A 15,351-nucleotide genomic window follows, 5' to 3' on the forward strand; every position below is an offset into this window, starting at 1 on the left:
GACGCCATCAAGGGCCGCATCAACCAGATCAAGGCCGAGGTCGAGAACACCGACTCCGACTTCGATCGCGAGAAGCTCCAGGAGCGCCTCGCCAAGCTCTCCGGCGGCGTCGCCGTCGTGAAGGTCGGCGCAGCGACCGAGACGGAGATGAAGGAGAAGAAGCACCGCGTCGAGGACGCCCTCCAGGCGACCCGCGCGGCCCTCGAGGAGGGCATCGTGCCCGGCGGCGGCGTCGCGCTGCTGCAGGCGTCCAGCGGCGTCAACGCCGATGCCATCGAGGACGAGGACGAGCGCACCGGCGCGCGCATCATCCTGCGCTCGCTCGAGGAGCCCCTCCGCCAGATCGCGGAGAACGCCGGCCTCGAGGGCTCGGTCGTCGTGGCCGACGTCCGCAAGGCGAAGAAGGGCTTCGGCCTGAACGCCGCCACCGGTGAGATCGTCGACCTCGTCTCGGCCGGCGTCATCGACCCGGCGATGGTCACGCGCTCCGCGCTGCAGAACGCAGCGTCGATCGCGAAGAACATCCTCACCACCGAGGCGATCGTCGCGGAGATCCCGGACAAGGACGCCGGCGGCGGCGGCGGGATGCCCGACATGAGCGGGATGATGTAACCAGCGCTCACGCGCTCCGCAACATCAGCAGTGTGCGAAGGGCCCGGCGTTCGCGCCGGGCCCTTCTGCGCTTGGTGGGTACGCTCGCGCCATGAGCCACACGATCAAGAACCTGCGCGAGAGCACCGACATGGCGCCCAAGTTCGGCTTCGACGCCGTGCAGGAGGCGCGCTTCTGCTGGCGCGACCTGGACGCCGAGCAGACCGGGCTCTCGCTCATGCGGGTCAAGCCGGGCCAGCGGTCGGCGTTCGCCCATCGCCACGACCAGGCCGAGGAGATCTACGTGATCCTGTCGGGCACCGGGCGGATCAAGCTCGACGACGAGATCGCCGACGTGGGACCGCTCGACGCGATCCGGATCGCGCCCGGCGTCGCCCGGGCGCTGGAGGCCGGCGACTCCGGCCTCGAGTACCTCGCCTTCGGCCCCCATCACGAGAGCGACGGCGAGATCCTCAAGGAGGACTTCTGGAGCTAGACGCCCTCCGGGGCTAGGAGACTGTGTCGCTATCGCGACTGGGGACCCACCTCCGGCGGCGACGGCTGGCCATCGTGGGCCTCGGCCTCGCTGGCCGCCTACGGCACCCCTAGTGCTCGTGCCCGTGGCCGGGCTCGTGCGAGTGGCCGTGGCCGTTCGGGTCCTCCTCGCCGCTGATCGACTCGAGGATCGACATGGCGGCCAGCTGCGCCGGCGTGCCGGCGATCGAGCCGTCGGGCAGCTCCTCGAGCTGCGGGGCGAAGGTCACGTGCACGTTGACCTCGTCGCCGCCGGAGTCCTCCAGGACGATGACGGCGCGGCCCGTGCCCTCGTCGGGGAGGGCGCCGGTGGCGGGCGAGAGCGCCTCGCGCGTGGCGCTGAGCACCTCGACGGCGAGCTCGCGCCAGTGGTTGGCGGCCTCGGCCTGCTCCTCCGGCGCCATGCTCGACAGGTGGTGCTGGTTGCGGGCCGCCAAGGCCTGCACACCGGCCTCCACGGCGCGTGTGCCCAGGAGCGCATCGGCGTCGATGGTCATCGGTCCCTCGTCGTGCTCGGACATGGACTCCATCGTCGCAGAACGTGATATCGGACCCGACCGCCCCGCCGGGTGTCAGCCCGGCGAGCGCGGCTGCAGCACCTCGCGCACGCCGCGCAGGCGGACGTGCAGGAGGCGCTGCGCCCGGCTGCTGTCCAGCGGGCAGTGGCGCGGCCGGCCGGGCGGCGCCGGGCCCCCGACCAGGGCGATCCTGTGCTGATCGTCGCCGCGGGCGGCGACGATCAGCCGGGCGAATTCCAGCCGGCTGACGGGGTCGGCGCCGCCGACGTGCAGCGGGCCGGCGTCCGTCGTCATGCCCGCGAGCTCCACGAGCGCCGTCGCCAGGTCGCCGACCTGGACCGGCGACCGGACCTCGTCGGTGAAGAACGCGACCTCGCGCTCGCCGCGAGCCGCCGCGAGCGCGAGCTCCTCGTGGGGCGAGGGCTCGACGCCGGGTCCGCCGTAGATGAGCGACGTGCGCGCCAGGACCGCGCCCGGATGGGCGGCGAGCACGGCGGGCTCGGCGTCGGCCTTCGTCGCCCCGTACGGCGTGACGGGATCGGGCGGGTCCTCCTCGCGCAGCGGACGTCCCGCGACGCCGGCGAAGATCGCGTCGGAGGAGACGTGGACCAGCCGGGCGCCGGCGGCGTGCGCTGCGGCGGCGACGTGCGCGGCGCCGTCCACGTTGACGGCGCGGGCGGCCTCGCCGTGCTGCCGGTAGGCGGTGTGGATCACCGCGGCGGGCGCCTCGGCGAGCACCAGCGCAGCGACCGCGCCGGCGTCGCGCACGTCGAGGGCGAACGAGCGCACCCCGCTGGGCGCGTGGCGATGGTGGGTCCCGACGACCTCCCAGCCATCGGCGGCGCCACGCTCGGCCACGGCACGGCCGAGGTAGCCGGCGGCGCCGGTGACGAGGAGCTTGACCACGCGGGGCCTACGATATTGCCGTGCCTGCCGGAACCGTCGCCTCGCTGCACCGCTGGCCGGTCAAGTCCCTCGCCGGGGAGCCGGCCGGCGCGCTGCGCCTCGATCCCCGCGGCGTCGCGGGCGACCGCGCCCACGCGCTGTTCGACGCGCACAAGGGCCGGCCCCGGCAGCTCACCGTGCGCCAGGCGCCCGGGATGCTGCGCTGGGCCGCCCGCTACGACGGCCTGCCCGGCGACGCCCTGCACCCCGACGACGTCCCGCTGCCGCGCATCGTGGCGCCTGACGGCGCGGCGTTCACGTGGGACGATCCCGGCCTGCCGCAGGCGCTGTCGGCCGATCTCGGCCGCGAGATCGTGCTGCGGCGCAACCTCGGCCTGATGCAGGACCTCGGCAACTCCGTCCTGGTCACCACCCAGGCGACGCTCGACGCGGTGTCGGCCGCGCTCGGCCGGCCGCTGGACCTCCGCCGGTTCCGCACCAACATCCATCTGGAGCTCGACGCCGACCCCTACGCGGAGGAGTCCTGGGAGGGCCGGCGCCTGCGCGTCGGCGACTGCGAGCTGCAGCTCCTGCATCCGTGCGAGCGCTGCGTCATCCCGACGCGCGACCCAGACACGACCGCCAAGGACCCCGAGATCCTGCGCTGGCTGACACGCGAGCACGGCGGCCTCTTCGGCATCAACGCCCGCATGCGCGCCACGGGCCGCGTGGCGGTGGGCGACGCGGTGGAGTTGTTGTAGACGTGGTGGTGGCGATGCGGGCGGGGCTGGCCGGGGCGGGATCTGCGACGCCGACTTGAGCCCCGGGCCGGCGCTGGGCGTTGGGCGTTGGGGGCGTCTCTCGTGGCGTCCAGCGCGCGCGCTCGGGGCGCCGCCGGCGTTGGAGGTGGGCGATGACGACGGGGGTCCGTATCGCCCCGGGCGCCGTCGGTCTGCCGCGGGGCGCCCGGGGGCCGGGTCGTTCGGGCGTGAACGGCAGGGTTCGGGGCACGGCCGCGCTCCGCGCCGGGGTGGGCCCGTACGACGCGGCCACACCGCGCCAGACAGGCCCACCCCTCCAAGCGGCTGTGGCGGCAGGCCCCGGGCGCGGAGAGGTCCCTCGTACTCACTCGTCATCGCCCCCGAACCACGTCCCGCGCCGCGACCACGCCCGAGCTGAACGCCACGGACGCCGACGCGCCTCCCACGACCGTCCCCCCTCAGAGCGCGGCCGCGAGCTCGTCGTAGGTCACCGCTCCGCCCGCGGGCGCCGCGCCGCCCCGAGCGCTCCCTACACCTCCCGCTCCGCACGCCGAAGGCCCGTCAGCGCCCACGCCATCAGGACGGCGGCCAGGCCGATCGCGCAGGCGAAGGCCAGCGCCACGTGCTCGGGCGCGCCGGAGATGAAGCCGCGCCCGGCCTCGACGATCGCGGTGACCGGGTTCCAGGACGCGACGCCCTCGATCCAGCCCTGCAGCAGGTCGAGCGGCACGTACACCGGCGCCAGGAACAGGATCAGGAAGATCGGGATCTGCATCGCGGGCCCGGCCTGCACGGTCCGCGCGCGCATCGCCAGCCCGGCGGCCCACAGCGTCGCCGCGACGTTGACGATCAGCGCCAGCCCGAAGAGGCCGACGAGGTCGACCCCCGAACCGTCGACCTGCATCCCGCCGATCAGCGCGGCGACTGTCACGACCACGCCGGTCACGGCGAAGCGCACCAGCGCCGAGCCCAGGTAGCCGACGATCATCCCGAAGCGGTGCGGCGAGGCCATCATGATCCGCCGCGCGAAGCCGCTCTCGAAGTCCATCGCGATGCCGAACCCGCTGAAGACGCCGCCGAACGCTGCCGCCTGCAGGAACACGAAGACGTACTGGAACGCCGTGTAGCCCGACGGGAAGTCGAAGCCCGGGACGTCGCCGACGCTCGACAGGCCGCCCGCGAACCCGATCAGGAAGATCAGCGGAAACAGCAGCGACGGGATCAGCAACGCGGGGTTCTTGAAGGTGTACTTGGCGCTGCGCCGCATGATCGCGCCGGCGACGTGCAACGTGGAGGCCAGGGCCGTCATGTGCGCGCCATCCTCGTCCGCAGCGACGCCGAGGCCGCCGCCCCGGCCAGCACGGTGATCGCCAGCGCGGCGCCGAAGCCCTTGGCCAGGGCCGGGCCGTCCCATCCGGTGATCACCAGCGAGCGCAGGCCCTCGACGAGGTAGGAGATCGGGTTCCACGTCGCCACGGTCCGGAACCAGTCGACGCCGATGAGGTTGCGCGGCATGCTCATCGACGACAGGAAGAACAGCACGAAGATGAGCGGGAACATCCCCTGTACCGCCTGCGACGAGCCGGTCCGCGTGGCCAGCAGCGCGCCGATCGAGGCGAAGGCGATCGCGACGATCACGGCGAGCACGAGCAGGAGCAGCGCGCCGCCGACGCCCGCCGCGATCGTGACGCCGGCCAGCAGCCCCACCGCGAGGTAGATGACCGCGCCGATCAGCGCGAGCAGCACCGCGCCCGCCATCTGCCCGATCAGGATCGCCGCGCCGCGCAGCGGGGTGAGCTGCAGCCGGTTCAGGAACCCGGTCTCGATGTCGTTGGCGATCTCGGTGCCGGCGGTGGTGGACGCGAACAGCGCGCCCTGCATGAACGGCACGGTGATCGCGAAGTCGAGGTAGCTGGCGGTCGGGAAGCCGGGGATCTTCGTCGCGGAGTCCAGGCCGCTGGCGTTGACGGCCAGCAGGAACAGCGGGAAGACGATCGTCGGCACGATGAGCGCCGGCTGGCGCAGCGTGCGGCGCACGGAGCGCCGGCTGAGCAGGCCGATCTCGGTGAGCAGCTCGTTCACGCGGGCACCGCCTCGGCGTCCGGATCGGCGTCGGCCGCCGCGCCGGCGCCCTCCAGCGAGCGCCCCGTCTTGGCCAGGAAGACGTCGTCCAGCGACGGCTGGTGCAGGTCGAGGTGCGACACCACCACGTCCGCGGCGTCCAGCGCGCGGACGATCTCGGCCAGCGCCTCCGCGCCGCCGGCCAGCCGCACGGCCACGCCCTTGGGCGACGCCGCGGCGGGCTCGCCGAAGCGGCTGAGCACGGCCGCCGCGTCGTCGCGCCGGCCCGGGTCGGCCGGCGTCGCCTCGACCGTCGAGACGCCGATCTCGCCCTTCAGCGCCTCGGGCGTGCCCTCGGCGACCAGCTTGCCGCGGTCGATGATCCCGACGCGGTCGGCCAGGACGTCGGCCTCCTCCAGGTACTGCGTCGTGAGGAAGACCGTCACGCCGTCGTCGGCGGCCAGCCGCCCGACCTCCTCCCACAGCGCGCTGCGGCTCTGCGGGTCCAGGCCCGTGGTGGGCTCGTCGAGGAAGAGGATCGTCGGGCGATGCACGAGCGCGAGCGCGAGGTCGAGCCGGCGCTTCATGCCGCCCGAGTAGCCGCCGACCTTGCGGTCGGCCGCCTCGGTGAGCCCGACGCGCGCGAGCAGCTCGTCGGCGCGCGCCGCGCGGTCGGCCCGCGACAGCCCGTGCAGACCGCCCTGGAGATCGAAGTGCTCACGACCCGTGAGGAACGCGTCCAGCGCCGCCTCCTGCAGCGCCGCGCCGATGCGGCGGCGCACGGCCGGTCCGTCGGTCGCGACGTCGAACCCGGCGACCCGCGCGGTGCCCGCCGTCGGCGGCAGGAGCGTCGTGAGCACGTGGACGGTCGTGGACTTGCCGGCGCCGTTGGGCCCGAGGAAGCCGTAGATCTCGCCGGGCCGCACGTCGAGGTCGATGCCGTCGACCGCGCGGATGCCGCCTTTGAATGCTCGAACCAGGCCGCGGACCTCGATCCCGTTGTCGGTGGTCATGCTTCGACCCTGGCAAAGACGATTGATCTTGTCAATCGTTTTTCATGCAAATGACCGGAGGCCGGTCCGGGTACCATCGCGGCGTGGACACGACCGCGGGACACCTCACGCCCGAGGCCGTCGAGGCCTGGACGGCGATGCGCACCCTCGCGATGGCCCAGCGCGGGCGCATGGTGGCCGTCGCCGCCGAGGCCGGGCTCTCCCCGCCGCAGCTGTTCGCGCTCCAGGCGCTCACCCCCGGCGAGCCCGCGCCGATGAGCAACCTCGCCGGCGTCCTGCGCTGCGACGCCTCCAACGTCACCGGCCTGATCGACCGCCTCGCCGCGCGCGGGCTGGTCGAGCGTCGGCCCGCCCCGCACGACCGCCGCATCCGCCACCTCGTGCTCACCGACGCGGGGATCGCGCTGCGCGACCGCGTGCGCGAGCGCCTCGAGGAGCCGCCCGACGGCTTCGCCGCGCTGTCGCCGGCCGAGGCGCGGCGCCTGCGCGACCTGCTCAGGAAGGTCGCGGCTGCCGGCTCGCCGCGCCGAGCGTGAACAGTTCGAGCATCGAGGCGAAGAGGTCGTCGGGCACCGCGTCGGGCTCGACGAACCGCTCGAAGGCCACGCCGTTGGCCATGGCGAAGATCATCGCCGCGAGCTGGTCGAACGGGAGGCCGGGGTCGAAGCCGCCGGCCTCGCTGCGCGCGCGCAGCACCGCGGCCATCCTGCTCCGCATCGCCGCGTAGCGCGACTGCAGCTCGGTGCGGAACCCCTCCTCGCGCGCGGCGTAGAGCGCGGCCTCGAAGAACAGGCGCGCCCACTCTGGGTCGCCGCTGAGGTAGTCGACGAAGTCGCGGCCGGCCGCGCGCGCCTGCGCCTCGGGCGGCTCGTCGGTCGACAGCGCGCGGTCCATGTCGGCCAGGCGCCGGGCGAAGCGCGCGTCGAGCATCTCCAGGAACAGCTCCTCCTTGGAGCCGAAGTTCGCGTACACCGCCCCCTTGGTGTAGCCGGCGTCGGCGGCGACCTCGTCGACCGAGGCCTGGACCAGGCCGCGGCGCGCGAAGACGCGCGCGGCCGCCTCGAGGAGGCAGTGGCGCGTGTGCTCCTGGCGCTGCTTGCGCGTGAGTCGCTCGGTCACCGGCTGGCGATGATCTCAGCGCCGCGGGCCGGAACCAACGTGATGACCCGCCGGCCTACCCGCTCGGACTCCGGCCGCGCCGGGCGCAGCGACACGTTGGCGACGATCGCGCCCAGGACGGCGCGCATCTCGGTCTCGGCGAAGCTCGCGCCCAGGCAGCGGCGCACCCCGCCGCCGAACGGCAGGTAGGTGTACGGGTTGGCTCGCACGCCGAGCCAGCGCTCCGGGCGGAACGCCGCCGGGTCGGGGTAGAGGTCGGGCCGGCGGTGGACGAGGTGGATCGACGGCGCGACGCGCGCCCCGGCGGGCAGGTCCCAGCCGCCGATCGTCTGCGGCTGCGCGAGCTTGCGCCCGACGAACGGCAGCACCGGCCGCAGCCGCAGCGTCTCGCGGATCACGGCGTCGACGTACTCCTCGCCGCCCGCGCGCGTCTCCTCGGTCAGCCGCTGCAGCGCGGCCGGGTGGCGCGTGAGCCGCTCCAGCGCCCAGGCCAGGGCCGTCGCCGTCGTCTCGTGGCCGGCGACCAGGAGCGTGACGAGCTCGTCGCGCAGCTCCGTGCCGTCCATCTCGCTGCCGTCCTCGTGGCGGGCGAGCAGCAGCATCGACAGCACGTCGTCGCGGTCGGCGAGGTCGTCGCGGCGGCGGTGGTCGGCGATGACGTCGGCGATCACCGCGTCGACCGGATCCAGGACGGAGGCGAAGATGCGCCGGCGGTCCGCGCGCTCGGGCCCGTAGACCAGGAGCTTGCGCATCTCGGCGGGATCGACCGTCGAGTCCAGGAACCCGCGCAGGTGGCGGCGCAGCGTCGCCAGCCGCGGGTCGCCCTCGTCGACGCCGAAGACGATCCGCATGATCACCTCGAGCGTGAGGTCCTGCATCCGCGGATGGACGGCGAACGGCTCGTCCACCGGCCAGGTCGCGACCTCGCGCTCGGCGATCTCCTGCATCAGCCCCACGTGGCGGCGCATCTTCTCACCGTGAAACGGCGGCAGCAGCAGCTTGCGCTGACCCAGGTGCGCGGCGCCGTCGAGCAGCAGGACCGACTTGTGCCCCAGGAACGGCAGCAGGATGACGTTCGCCGCCCCGGCGTGGAAGATCGCCGGGTCGCCGGTGAAGACCTGCTTGATGTCCTCCGGGTCCGACAGCACGACGAAGGTGTCGCGCCCGATCTTCATTGTGAACACGTCGCCGTAGCGCTCGCGGGCACGCTCGACGAACTGGTACGGGCGGCTCAGCCAGCCGACCGTCTGCACCACGCGCGGCATGCGCGGGCCCGGCGGCAGCGGGACGCGGCGGGCCAGACGCGGCAGCGGGGCGGTGGTGGCGCTCATGGCGTACCGGACGGTATCCGGATACCGACCGGAATGCCAACGCGCCGGGGCGGCGCGGCGCTAGGCGGCGCGGCGCGGCGCTACGCGGCGGGCGGCTCGGGCGGCACGAAGTCGTCCAGGACCTCGGCGACGCGGTGCCAGTCGGGCCGCAGCGAGCGGTAGACGCGCCGGACCGTGTTCTCGCCGACGCCCGCCGGCTCGACCCGCACGAGCTCGATCAGCCCCGCTCGGTGCAGCGCCCGGACGGCGTAGACCACGGTGTCCAGCGGGACTCCGAGGCGGTCGGCCAGCTGGGACGGGCTGAGCTGCTCGTCGGCCAGCGCGAGCAGGATGGGCAGCCGGATTGGATGCCGGATCTCGGCCAGCAGCGACCCCAAACGCTCCCCACGACGATGGTCCACGAACGGGCGACATTAGGGGACCGGGAGGGCCCGGCGGGATTACGGCGCCGGAGTCCGTTGCGCCATGTTTCCTAGACACAGGCGCGATGATTTGCACACGACACCGTATTCCATTACGGTACGTCGTGCGCGACCATCGACGCGCACCTTCCGCATGACCCAGCGCCCCGGGCCCTCCCCGGGGCGTTGGTGCGTTCAGGGGGCCTTCCGGCTCAGACGCCGGCCACGTCGGAGACGGGTCGCGGGCTGGGCCCGACGTACTCGGCGGTCGGCCGGATCAGCCGTCCCTCGCGCTTCTGCTCCAGGATGTGCGCCGACCATCCGGCCACGCGCGCCGCGGTGAACATCGAGGTGAAGAGCGCCGGCGGAACCTCGGCGGTGTCGAGCACGACGGCCGACCAGAACTCGACGTTCGTGGCCAGCACGCGATCGGGACGGCGGGCCTTCAGCTCGGCGAGCGCGGCCTGCTCGAGCGCCTCCGCGACGGCGAAGCGAGCCGAGCCGATGTCGCGGGCCGTGCGGCGCAGGACGCGCGCCCGCGGGTCCTCGGCGCGGTAGACGCGGTGGCCGAAGCCCATCAGGCGCTCGCCGCGGTCCAGCGCGTCCTTGACCCACGTGTCGGCGTCGCCGAGGGCGGCGACCTCGTCGAGCATCTTCAGCACGCGCGACGGCGCGCCGCCGTGCAGCGGGCCGCTCAGCGCGCCGACGGCGCTCGACAGCGCGGCGGCGACGTCGGCGCCGGTGGACGCGACGACGCGCGCGGTGAAGGTCGAGGCGTTCATGCCGTGCTCGGCGGCGGAGATCCAGTAGGCGTCGATGGCCTTGGCGTGATCGGGGTGCGCCTCGCCACGCCAGCGGATGAGGAACCGCTCGGCCAGCGTGCGGCCCTCGTCGATCGTGGCCTGCGGCACCCAGGGCTTGCCGAGCCCGCGTGCGCTCTGGGCCACGAAGCTCAGCGCCATGGCCGAGGCGCGCGCCAGGTCGTTGCGCGCCTGCTCGTCGGAGATGTCGATGAGCTGCTGCAGGCCCCACTCGGGGGCCAGCGCCGCGATCGCGGCCTGGACGTCGACGCGCGGATCGCCGGAGCGGATCGTCAGCGGGTGCTGCTCGGCGGGCGCGAGCCCCGGCGCGAAGCTGCCGTCGACGAGCAGGCCCCAGACCTTCTCGTAGGGGACGCTGCCGACGAGGTCCTCGATGTCGACGCCGCGATACCGAAGCGCGCCGCCCTCCTTGTCGGGCTCGGCGATCTCCGTCGCGAACGCGACCACGCCCTCCAGCCCGGACTGCACCCCTTCGATCACGTTGGTCATGCTCGCTCCTGTCGTCTCAATGGAAGGTCTTGCGAAGTCGTTGGCGGTGCCGCCGCGCCTTGGCCTCGTTGCCGCAGGTGCGCATCGAGCACCAGCGGCGCCGGCCGGCGGGCGACCGGTCGAAGAAGCGGCCGCTGCAGGTCTCCGACGCGCAGATGCGGACGCGCGAGCGCTGCTCGGTGCCGAGCATCGTCGCCGCGTCGAGCGCGATCATGCCCAGCGCGCGGCGCGGCGAGTCGGCGGCCGCGCGCTCGGTGAGCCGCGGCACGCCACCGGCGGCGTCGGGCACGAGCTGCGGGCGCACGCCGGCGAAGACCAGCCAGTCGTCGACGAGCGTCACGGCGGCGACCGGTGCGGCCCGGTCCTCGATCGTGGCGACGAGCAGCGCGTCGATCGCCTCCCGCAGGTCGCGGGCCTGCGCGAGGACCGCCTGCGAGACCGCTGCGGGCTCGTCCATGACGTGCGCCTGGACGAGCCACGCGCTGAGGTCGGCCGGCGTGATCAGCGTCTCGACGCCACGGCGCCAGCGCTCGCGCTGCGTGTTGACGAAGTCGACCGCGGGACGTCCGCCCGACCAGTACCACCACGGCTCGCCGGTGGCGAGCGGGAGGACGAGGTCCTCCGGGAGGTCGCGATCGGGCATAACCACATGATACCGGGCCATGGGGTTACGCCTCGCACCGGCCGGCCGCGGCGGGTAGGTTCCGCCGATGTCCACCGCCGCCGGCGCCGATCTGCTGTTCCATCCCGTCCACGAGCTCGCCGCGCTGGTGCGGTCGGGCGAGCTGACCGCCCGCGAGCTCGTCGGCGAGTCGCTGGACCGCATCGCGGAGCTCAACCCCTCCATCAACGCGTTCGTCGACGTCTTCGGCGAGGACGCGCTCGCCGAGGCCGGCGCGATCGGCCCCGACGACCCGCGCCCGTTCGCGGGCGTGCCGATCGCCATCAAGAACAACCGCCCGGTGGAGGGCCGCCGGCTGACGTTCGGCTCCGACCTCGCCGGCGACTTCATCGCCCCCTACGACCACCACGTGGTGGCGCGGCTGAAGGCCGCGGGCTTCGTGATCGTCGGCACGACGACGCTGCCGGAGTGGGGCATCCTGCCGACGACCGAGACGCGCCGCTTCGGCCCGACGCGCAATCCCTGGGACCAGTCGCGCACGCCCGGCGGCTCGTCCGGCGGCTCGGCCGCGGCGGTCGCCGCGGGCATGGTCCCGATCGCCCACGCCAACGACGGCGGCGGCTCGACGCGCATCCCGGCCGCCTGCTGCGGCCTGGTCGGGCTCAAGCCGCAGCGCGGCCGGATCTCCCTCGCCCCCGAGGTCGGCCATTCGTTCCTCGTCTCCGACGGCGTCCTCACGCGGACAGTGCGCGAGACGGCGGAGGTGCTCGACCTGCTCTCGGGCCCGACGCTGGGCGACATGACCTGGGCGCCGCCGCCGGCCGAGCCGTTCGCCGAGGCCGCCGGCCGTCGGCCCAAGCGGCTGCGGATCGCGATGTCGACGCTCTCGCCGGTGCCGGGGGCGCCCGTCGACCCGGCCTCGCGGCAGGCCGTGCAGGACGCCGCCGCGCTGCTCGAGTCGCTCGGCCACGAGGTCGTCGAGGCCGATCCGCCGTGGGCCCAGGAGGAGCTGTCGCGCGTCTTCACGGCCTCGTTCGGGCCGGCCGTGTGCACCCAGATCCGGTTGGCCGAGATGATCGCCGGACGCGAGGCCACCGCCGAGGACATGGAGCCGCTGAGCTGGGCGCTGTTCGGCTTGTGCAAGTCCATCAACTCGATCGATTCGCAGCTGGCCGAGTTCCAGCTGCACGGCGTCGGCCGCCAGCTGGTCACCTGGGTCGCGCAGTACGACGCGCTGCTGACCCCGACGCTGGCCGAGGCGCCGCTGCCGCTGGGCACGCTGAACCCGCTCGACGAGGACGACCCGATGGGCGCCTTCACCCGGTCGGCGAGCTTCACCCCGTTCACCCCGCCCTGCAACATCAGCGGCCAGCCGGCGATCTCGCTGCCGCTCTACGAGCGCGAGGACGGCCTGCCGCTCGCCGTGCAGCTCATCGGCCAGCCCGCCGAGGAGGGCGCGCTGCTGGCGCTCGCCGCCCAGCTCGAGGCCGCCCACCCCTGGGCGGAGCGCCGGCCGACGCTCTAGGAGCCTGTGTCGCTATCGCGACTGGGGACCCACCTCCGGCGGCGACGGCCGGCCGTCGTGGGCCTCGGCCTCGCTGGCCGCCTACGGCACCCCTAACGCGGGTCCTCGTCCTGCGCGTCGGGGCCCGAGGTCGGCTCGCACTGCGGGTCGGCCTGCCCGGGGCCCGTGCCGGGGCGGCAGTCCGGGTCCTGCGCGGCGGCGGAGCCTGGCGTCGTCGCGGTGGTGGTCGTGCTGGTGTCGGGTGCCGCGTGGCCGCCGGTGGCGGGCGGCGTCGTGGTCGTCTGCGACGGCGTCGTGGCGGTGCTCGTGCCGGTCTGCGGCGTCGTCGCGGGCGCCGTCGCCGGCGGCGTGGTCGACGAGGGAACCGTCGACGTCGTCGTCGGCACCGTGTCGGTCGGAACCGTCTGGGTCGCGCTCGGGTCGGGCGCGACCGTGGCGATGGTGTTCGCGCTCACGTCGCCGGACGGCTGGGACCCGCCCCCGCAGCCGGCGGCCGCACCGCCGCCGGCACCCAGCGCGAGGACCGCAAGGACGGCCGCCAGACGCGGCGTGGACAGGGAAGAAGTCAACGACATCACCCCGTACGGGTAGCAGCTCGGCGCAGGACGGCGTCCATCCGCTGCGGATCGACGCCCAATCGGCGGGCGTCGGCGGTGCCCGCGGCGGTCACCATGGAGACCTCCATGAGCTCGGCCTCGTCCCAGGTCGCCGGCGCCTTGGACTTCAGGATCGCCTCGGTCGCGCGCAGCACGCGAGAGACGATCGCGGTCGGCACGTGGACCAGCGGCCGGGGCCGGCCGGCGGCGCGCAGCAGCCGCTCGGTGATCTCCGTGTAGGTCAGCGTCTCGGGCCCGACCAGCTCGTAGCGCGCCTGCGTCGACGCGCCGTCCTGCGCCAGCAGCGCCATCACGCATTCGGCGACGTCCTGCGCCCAGATCGGCTGGTAGGTCGCCCGGCCGCGCCCGCTGACCGGCACGGCGGGCAGCAGCGCGAGGCGGCCGAGGAGCGTCATGAAGGCGTCGCCGGGCGCGTAGACGATCGACGGGGCGACGACGACGTGCTCGAGGTCGGAGGCCGTGACGGCCTGCTCGGCCAGCGCCTTGGCCCGCAGGAAGCGCGTGCGGTCGTGCGCGCTGGCCGACAGGGCGCTGAAGAACACGAAGCGCTGCACACCCGCCCGCTCGGCCGCCTGGACCATGCGCCACGTCGCGATGCCGTTGAGCTCCTCGATCGAGCCGCGCGGCTGGTCGCGAATCGCGGCCGCGAGGTGCACGACGGTGGTCACGCCGCGCAGCGCGTTGCGAAACGACGGCGGATCGGCGAGGTCGCCCAGCGCGATCTGGACGCGGACGCGCTCGGCGCCCAGGCGCCGCGGGTCGCGGACCAGGCAGCGCACGGGGATCCGCGCAGCCGTCAGGCGGCGCAGCAGCGCTGAGCCGACGAGGCCGGTGGCGCCGGTGAGCAGCAGCATCGGGCGCGGAGACTAGCCCGCGCCGGGGTCAGCTCAGGTCAGCGCCTGCAGGGCGTAGACCGAGAACCCGCCGATCGCGAGCAGGTCGAGGGCGATCCACGCGGTCCGCCGCACCGCACGACCGGACACCCCGCGCCGGCGGGGTTGGTCGAGCGTCTCGATGTCGGGCGTCGTCGTCGCTGTTGCCATGGTCACTCCAGGGTCGAACGTCACGTCACCCTCAGCCGCGACGCAGTGTGACGTATTGGGGGAGAAATCTCCCCCAGACGGACCTACTGCCACGCTTCCGACCTGGAACCACCTGCGAAGCTGTGCACGAGGGCCGCAGATGGCCCCCGCGACCCTCGGGACGCGGGCTTTGGCAGAATGCCGCGCTCACCTCCCGTCGAACCCGCACGAGGACCCGTTTCTTTATGGCGTACGTGATCACCGAGCCCTGCATCGGCACCAAGGACAACTCCTGCGTCGAGGTCTGCCCGGTCGACTGCATCCACCCGACCCCAGACGAGCCCGACTACGACAAGGTCGAGATGCTGTACATCGACCCCGAGGAGTGCATCGACTGCGATGCCTGCGTCGAGGCCTGCCCGGTCGACGCGTGCTTCGCCGAGGACCAGGTGCCCGAGGAGTGGAGCAGCTTCGTGCAGATCAACGCGGACTACTTCAAGAACAAGGGCTGACCGACGCCCCAGTCGGTCACCGATGCGCTGGTCGCGAAGGCGGCGGAGTGGTCCGCCGCCTTCTCCGACCCCCTCCACACGCCCCGGCCGGCCCGCAAGATCGCGGTCGTGGCGTGCATGGACGCGCGCCTGGACCTCTTCGGCATCCTCGGCCTCGCGCCCGGCGACGCCCACCTGATCCGCAACGCGGGCGGCGTCGCCACCGACGACGTCATCCGCTCGCTGGCGATCTCGCAGCGCAAGCTCGGGACCCGCGAGGTGGTGCTCGTGCACCACACCGACTGCGGCATGCTCACCTTCACCGAGGACGAGTTCCGCCGCGAGCTGCTGGAGGAGACCGGCATCAAGCCGGCGTGGGTCGCCGAGGCGTTCACCGACCTCGACGCCGACGTGCGCAGCTCGATCGCGCGCATCCGCTCCAGCCCGTTCCTCCCGCACCGCGACGCGGTGCGCGGCTTCGTCTACGACGTCGAGACCGGACGGCTGCGCGAGGTCGTCTGACCTCGCGCAGGCGGGCGCGGCGGGGGCG

General features: G+C 73.8%; 20 protein-coding genes. 7 read left to right on the plus strand and 13 right to left on the minus strand.

Annotated features, from left to right (window positions below):
- Nucleotides 1-612, plus strand: a 612-nt coding sequence (locus VK501_RS09370) for a TCP-1/cpn60 chaperonin family protein (RefSeq protein ID WP_324336930.1), incomplete at its 5' end; no start/stop codon positions are given.
- A 91-nt stretch (nucleotides 613-703) separates the two neighbouring features.
- Nucleotides 704-1,087 (plus strand): cupin domain-containing protein, encoded by a 384-nt coding sequence (locus VK501_RS09375; protein WP_324336931.1) that lies wholly within the window; start codon nucleotides 704-706, stop codon nucleotides 1,085-1,087.
- Nucleotides 1,088-1,196: 109 nt separating this feature from the next.
- Here the strand turns inward: VK501_RS09375 and VK501_RS09380 are convergent, their stop codons facing one another.
- Together VK501_RS09380 and VK501_RS09385 are read right to left on the minus strand one after the other, a co-directional pair.
- Nucleotides 1,197-1,646 (minus strand): hypothetical protein, encoded by a 450-nt coding sequence (locus VK501_RS09380; protein WP_324336933.1) that lies wholly within the window; start codon nucleotides 1,644-1,646, stop codon nucleotides 1,197-1,199.
- Nucleotides 1,647-1,697: 51 nt separating this feature from the next.
- Nucleotides 1,698-2,549, minus strand: coding sequence for an SDR family oxidoreductase (locus VK501_RS09385; RefSeq protein WP_324336935.1), 852 nt, complete (start codon nucleotides 2,547-2,549; stop codon nucleotides 1,698-1,700).
- Between the two features lie 20 nt (nucleotides 2,550-2,569).
- Between VK501_RS09385 and VK501_RS09390 the strand changes: the two genes are divergently transcribed.
- Complete coding sequence (locus tag VK501_RS09390) at nucleotides 2,570-3,289, plus strand: MOSC domain-containing protein (protein WP_324336937.1); 720 nt, start codon at nucleotides 2,570-2,572, stop codon at nucleotides 3,287-3,289.
- A 529-nt stretch (nucleotides 3,290-3,818) separates the two neighbouring features.
- Here VK501_RS09390 and VK501_RS09395 read toward each other — a convergent pair.
- Genes VK501_RS09395 through VK501_RS09405 form a run of 3 tightly spaced genes read right to left on the minus strand, consistent with a single transcriptional unit; the run spans nucleotide 3,819 to nucleotide 6,363 of the window.
- Nucleotides 3,819-4,598 carry an ABC transporter permease gene (locus VK501_RS09395; protein WP_324336939.1) on the minus strand — a complete coding sequence of 260 codons (780 nt, stop codon included), beginning with the start codon at nucleotides 4,596-4,598 and terminating at the stop codon, nucleotides 3,819-3,821.
- Nucleotides 4,595-5,371: an ABC transporter permease gene (locus VK501_RS09400; protein ID WP_324336941.1), complete on the minus strand. Its 777-nt coding sequence runs from the start codon at nucleotides 5,369-5,371 to the stop codon at nucleotides 4,595-4,597. Before VK501_RS09400 ends, VK501_RS09395 begins: the two co-directional genes overlap by 4 nt.
- Complete coding sequence (locus VK501_RS09405) at nucleotides 5,368-6,363, minus strand: ATP-binding cassette domain-containing protein (RefSeq protein WP_324336943.1); 996 nt, start codon at nucleotides 6,361-6,363, stop codon at nucleotides 5,368-5,370. Before VK501_RS09405 ends, VK501_RS09400 begins: the two co-directional genes overlap by 4 nt.
- An 83-nt stretch (nucleotides 6,364-6,446) precedes the next feature.
- On the opposite strand from VK501_RS09405, the gene VK501_RS09410 reads away from it, so the two are divergent.
- On the plus strand, nucleotides 6,447-6,899 hold the full coding sequence (locus VK501_RS09410) for a MarR family winged helix-turn-helix transcriptional regulator (protein WP_324336945.1): 453 nt from the start codon (nucleotides 6,447-6,449) through the stop codon (nucleotides 6,897-6,899).
- On the opposite strand, the gene VK501_RS09415 is transcribed toward VK501_RS09410, so the two are convergent.
- The 5 genes from VK501_RS09415 to VK501_RS09435 form a co-directional block, all read right to left on the minus strand.
- Entirely contained in the window at nucleotides 6,859-7,482 is a 624-nt protein-coding gene (locus VK501_RS09415; RefSeq protein ID WP_324336947.1) for a TetR/AcrR family transcriptional regulator, read from the minus strand. The genes VK501_RS09410 and VK501_RS09415 overlap by 41 nt on opposite strands.
- Nucleotides 7,479-8,813, minus strand: coding sequence for a cytochrome P450 (locus VK501_RS09420; protein ID WP_324336949.1), 1,335 nt, complete (start codon nucleotides 8,811-8,813; stop codon nucleotides 7,479-7,481). Before VK501_RS09420 ends, VK501_RS09415 begins: the two co-directional genes overlap by 4 nt.
- An 80-nt stretch (nucleotides 8,814-8,893) precedes the next feature.
- Nucleotides 8,894-9,214 (minus strand): winged helix-turn-helix domain-containing protein, encoded by a 321-nt coding sequence (locus VK501_RS09425; protein WP_324336951.1) that lies wholly within the window; start codon nucleotides 9,212-9,214, stop codon nucleotides 8,894-8,896.
- 212 nt (nucleotides 9,215-9,426) lie between these two features.
- Nucleotides 9,427-10,524, minus strand: coding sequence for a citrate synthase 2 (locus VK501_RS09430; RefSeq protein WP_324336953.1), 1,098 nt, complete (start codon nucleotides 10,522-10,524; stop codon nucleotides 9,427-9,429).
- A 16-nt stretch (nucleotides 10,525-10,540) separates the two neighbouring features.
- Complete coding sequence (locus VK501_RS09435) at nucleotides 10,541-11,167, minus strand: CGNR zinc finger domain-containing protein (RefSeq protein ID WP_324336955.1); 627 nt, start codon at nucleotides 11,165-11,167, stop codon at nucleotides 10,541-10,543.
- A gap of 67 nt (nucleotides 11,168-11,234) precedes the next feature.
- Between VK501_RS09435 and VK501_RS09440 the strand changes: the two genes are divergently transcribed.
- Nucleotides 11,235-12,671, plus strand: coding sequence for an amidase (locus VK501_RS09440; protein ID WP_324336957.1), 1,437 nt, complete (start codon nucleotides 11,235-11,237; stop codon nucleotides 12,669-12,671).
- Nucleotides 12,672-12,763: 92 nt separating this feature from the next.
- Here the strand turns inward: VK501_RS09440 and VK501_RS09445 are convergent, their stop codons facing one another.
- The 3 genes from VK501_RS09445 to VK501_RS09455 are packed head-to-tail and all read right to left on the minus strand — an operon-like array spanning nucleotide 12,764 to nucleotide 14,331.
- Nucleotides 12,764-13,240 (minus strand): hypothetical protein, encoded by a 477-nt coding sequence (locus tag VK501_RS09445; RefSeq protein ID WP_324336959.1) that lies wholly within the window; start codon nucleotides 13,238-13,240, stop codon nucleotides 12,764-12,766.
- A gap of 5 nt (nucleotides 13,241-13,245) precedes the next feature.
- Nucleotides 13,246-14,142 (minus strand): NAD(P)H-binding protein, encoded by an 897-nt coding sequence (locus VK501_RS09450; protein WP_324336961.1) that lies wholly within the window; start codon nucleotides 14,140-14,142, stop codon nucleotides 13,246-13,248.
- 33 nt (nucleotides 14,143-14,175) lie between these two features.
- Entirely contained in the window at nucleotides 14,176-14,331 is a 156-nt protein-coding gene (locus VK501_RS09455; protein ID WP_324336963.1) for a hypothetical protein, read from the minus strand.
- Nucleotides 14,332-14,555: 224 nt separating this feature from the next.
- On the opposite strand from VK501_RS09455, the gene VK501_RS09460 reads away from it, so the two are divergent.
- Both VK501_RS09460 and VK501_RS09465 read left to right on the plus strand, forming a co-directional pair.
- A complete protein-coding gene (locus VK501_RS09460) occupies nucleotides 14,556-14,822 on the plus strand; it encodes a ferredoxin family protein (protein ID WP_324336965.1) in 267 nt (88 codons plus the stop codon).
- Between the two features lie 108 nt (nucleotides 14,823-14,930).
- Complete coding sequence (locus VK501_RS09465; RefSeq protein ID WP_324336967.1) at nucleotides 14,931-15,323, plus strand: carbonic anhydrase; 393 nt, start codon at nucleotides 14,931-14,933, stop codon at nucleotides 15,321-15,323.
- The last annotated feature ends 28 nt before the right edge of the window (nucleotides 15,324-15,351 follow it).

The organism is Baekduia sp. (genome assembly GCF_035318805.1).
Taxonomy (GTDB): Bacteria; Actinomycetota; Thermoleophilia; order Solirubrobacterales; family Solirubrobacteraceae; genus Baekduia.

Coding starts and splice junctions, on each gene's coding strand:
- VK501_RS09375 (WP_324336931.1), top strand. CDS start 704: ATGAGCCACACGATCAAGAACCTGCGCGAGAGCACCGACATGGCGCCC.
- VK501_RS09380 (WP_324336933.1), bottom strand. CDS start 1,646: ATGTCCGAGCACGACGAGGGACCGATGACCATCGACGCCGATGCGCTC.
- VK501_RS09395 (WP_324336939.1), bottom strand. CDS start 4,598: ATGACGGCCCTGGCCTCCACGTTGCACGTCGCCGGCGCGATCATGCGG.
- VK501_RS09405 (WP_324336943.1), bottom strand. CDS start 6,363: ATGACCACCGACAACGGGATCGAGGTCCGCGGCCTGGTTCGAGCATTC.
- VK501_RS09420 (WP_324336949.1), bottom strand. CDS start 8,813: ATGAGCGCCACCACCGCCCCGCTGCCGCGTCTGGCCCGCCGCGTCCCG.
- VK501_RS09430 (WP_324336953.1), bottom strand. CDS start 10,524: ATGACCAACGTGATCGAAGGGGTGCAGTCCGGGCTGGAGGGCGTGGTC.
- VK501_RS09435 (WP_324336955.1), bottom strand. CDS start 11,167: ATGCCCGATCGCGACCTCCCGGAGGACCTCGTCCTCCCGCTCGCCACC.
- VK501_RS09440 (WP_324336957.1), top strand. CDS start 11,235: ATGTCCACCGCCGCCGGCGCCGATCTGCTGTTCCATCCCGTCCACGAG.
- VK501_RS09450 (WP_324336961.1), bottom strand. CDS start 14,142: ATGCTGCTGCTCACCGGCGCCACCGGCCTCGTCGGCTCAGCGCTGCTG.
- VK501_RS09455 (WP_324336963.1), bottom strand. CDS start 14,331: ATGGCAACAGCGACGACGACGCCCGACATCGAGACGCTCGACCAACCC.
- VK501_RS09460 (WP_324336965.1), top strand. CDS start 14,556: ATGGCGTACGTGATCACCGAGCCCTGCATCGGCACCAAGGACAACTCC.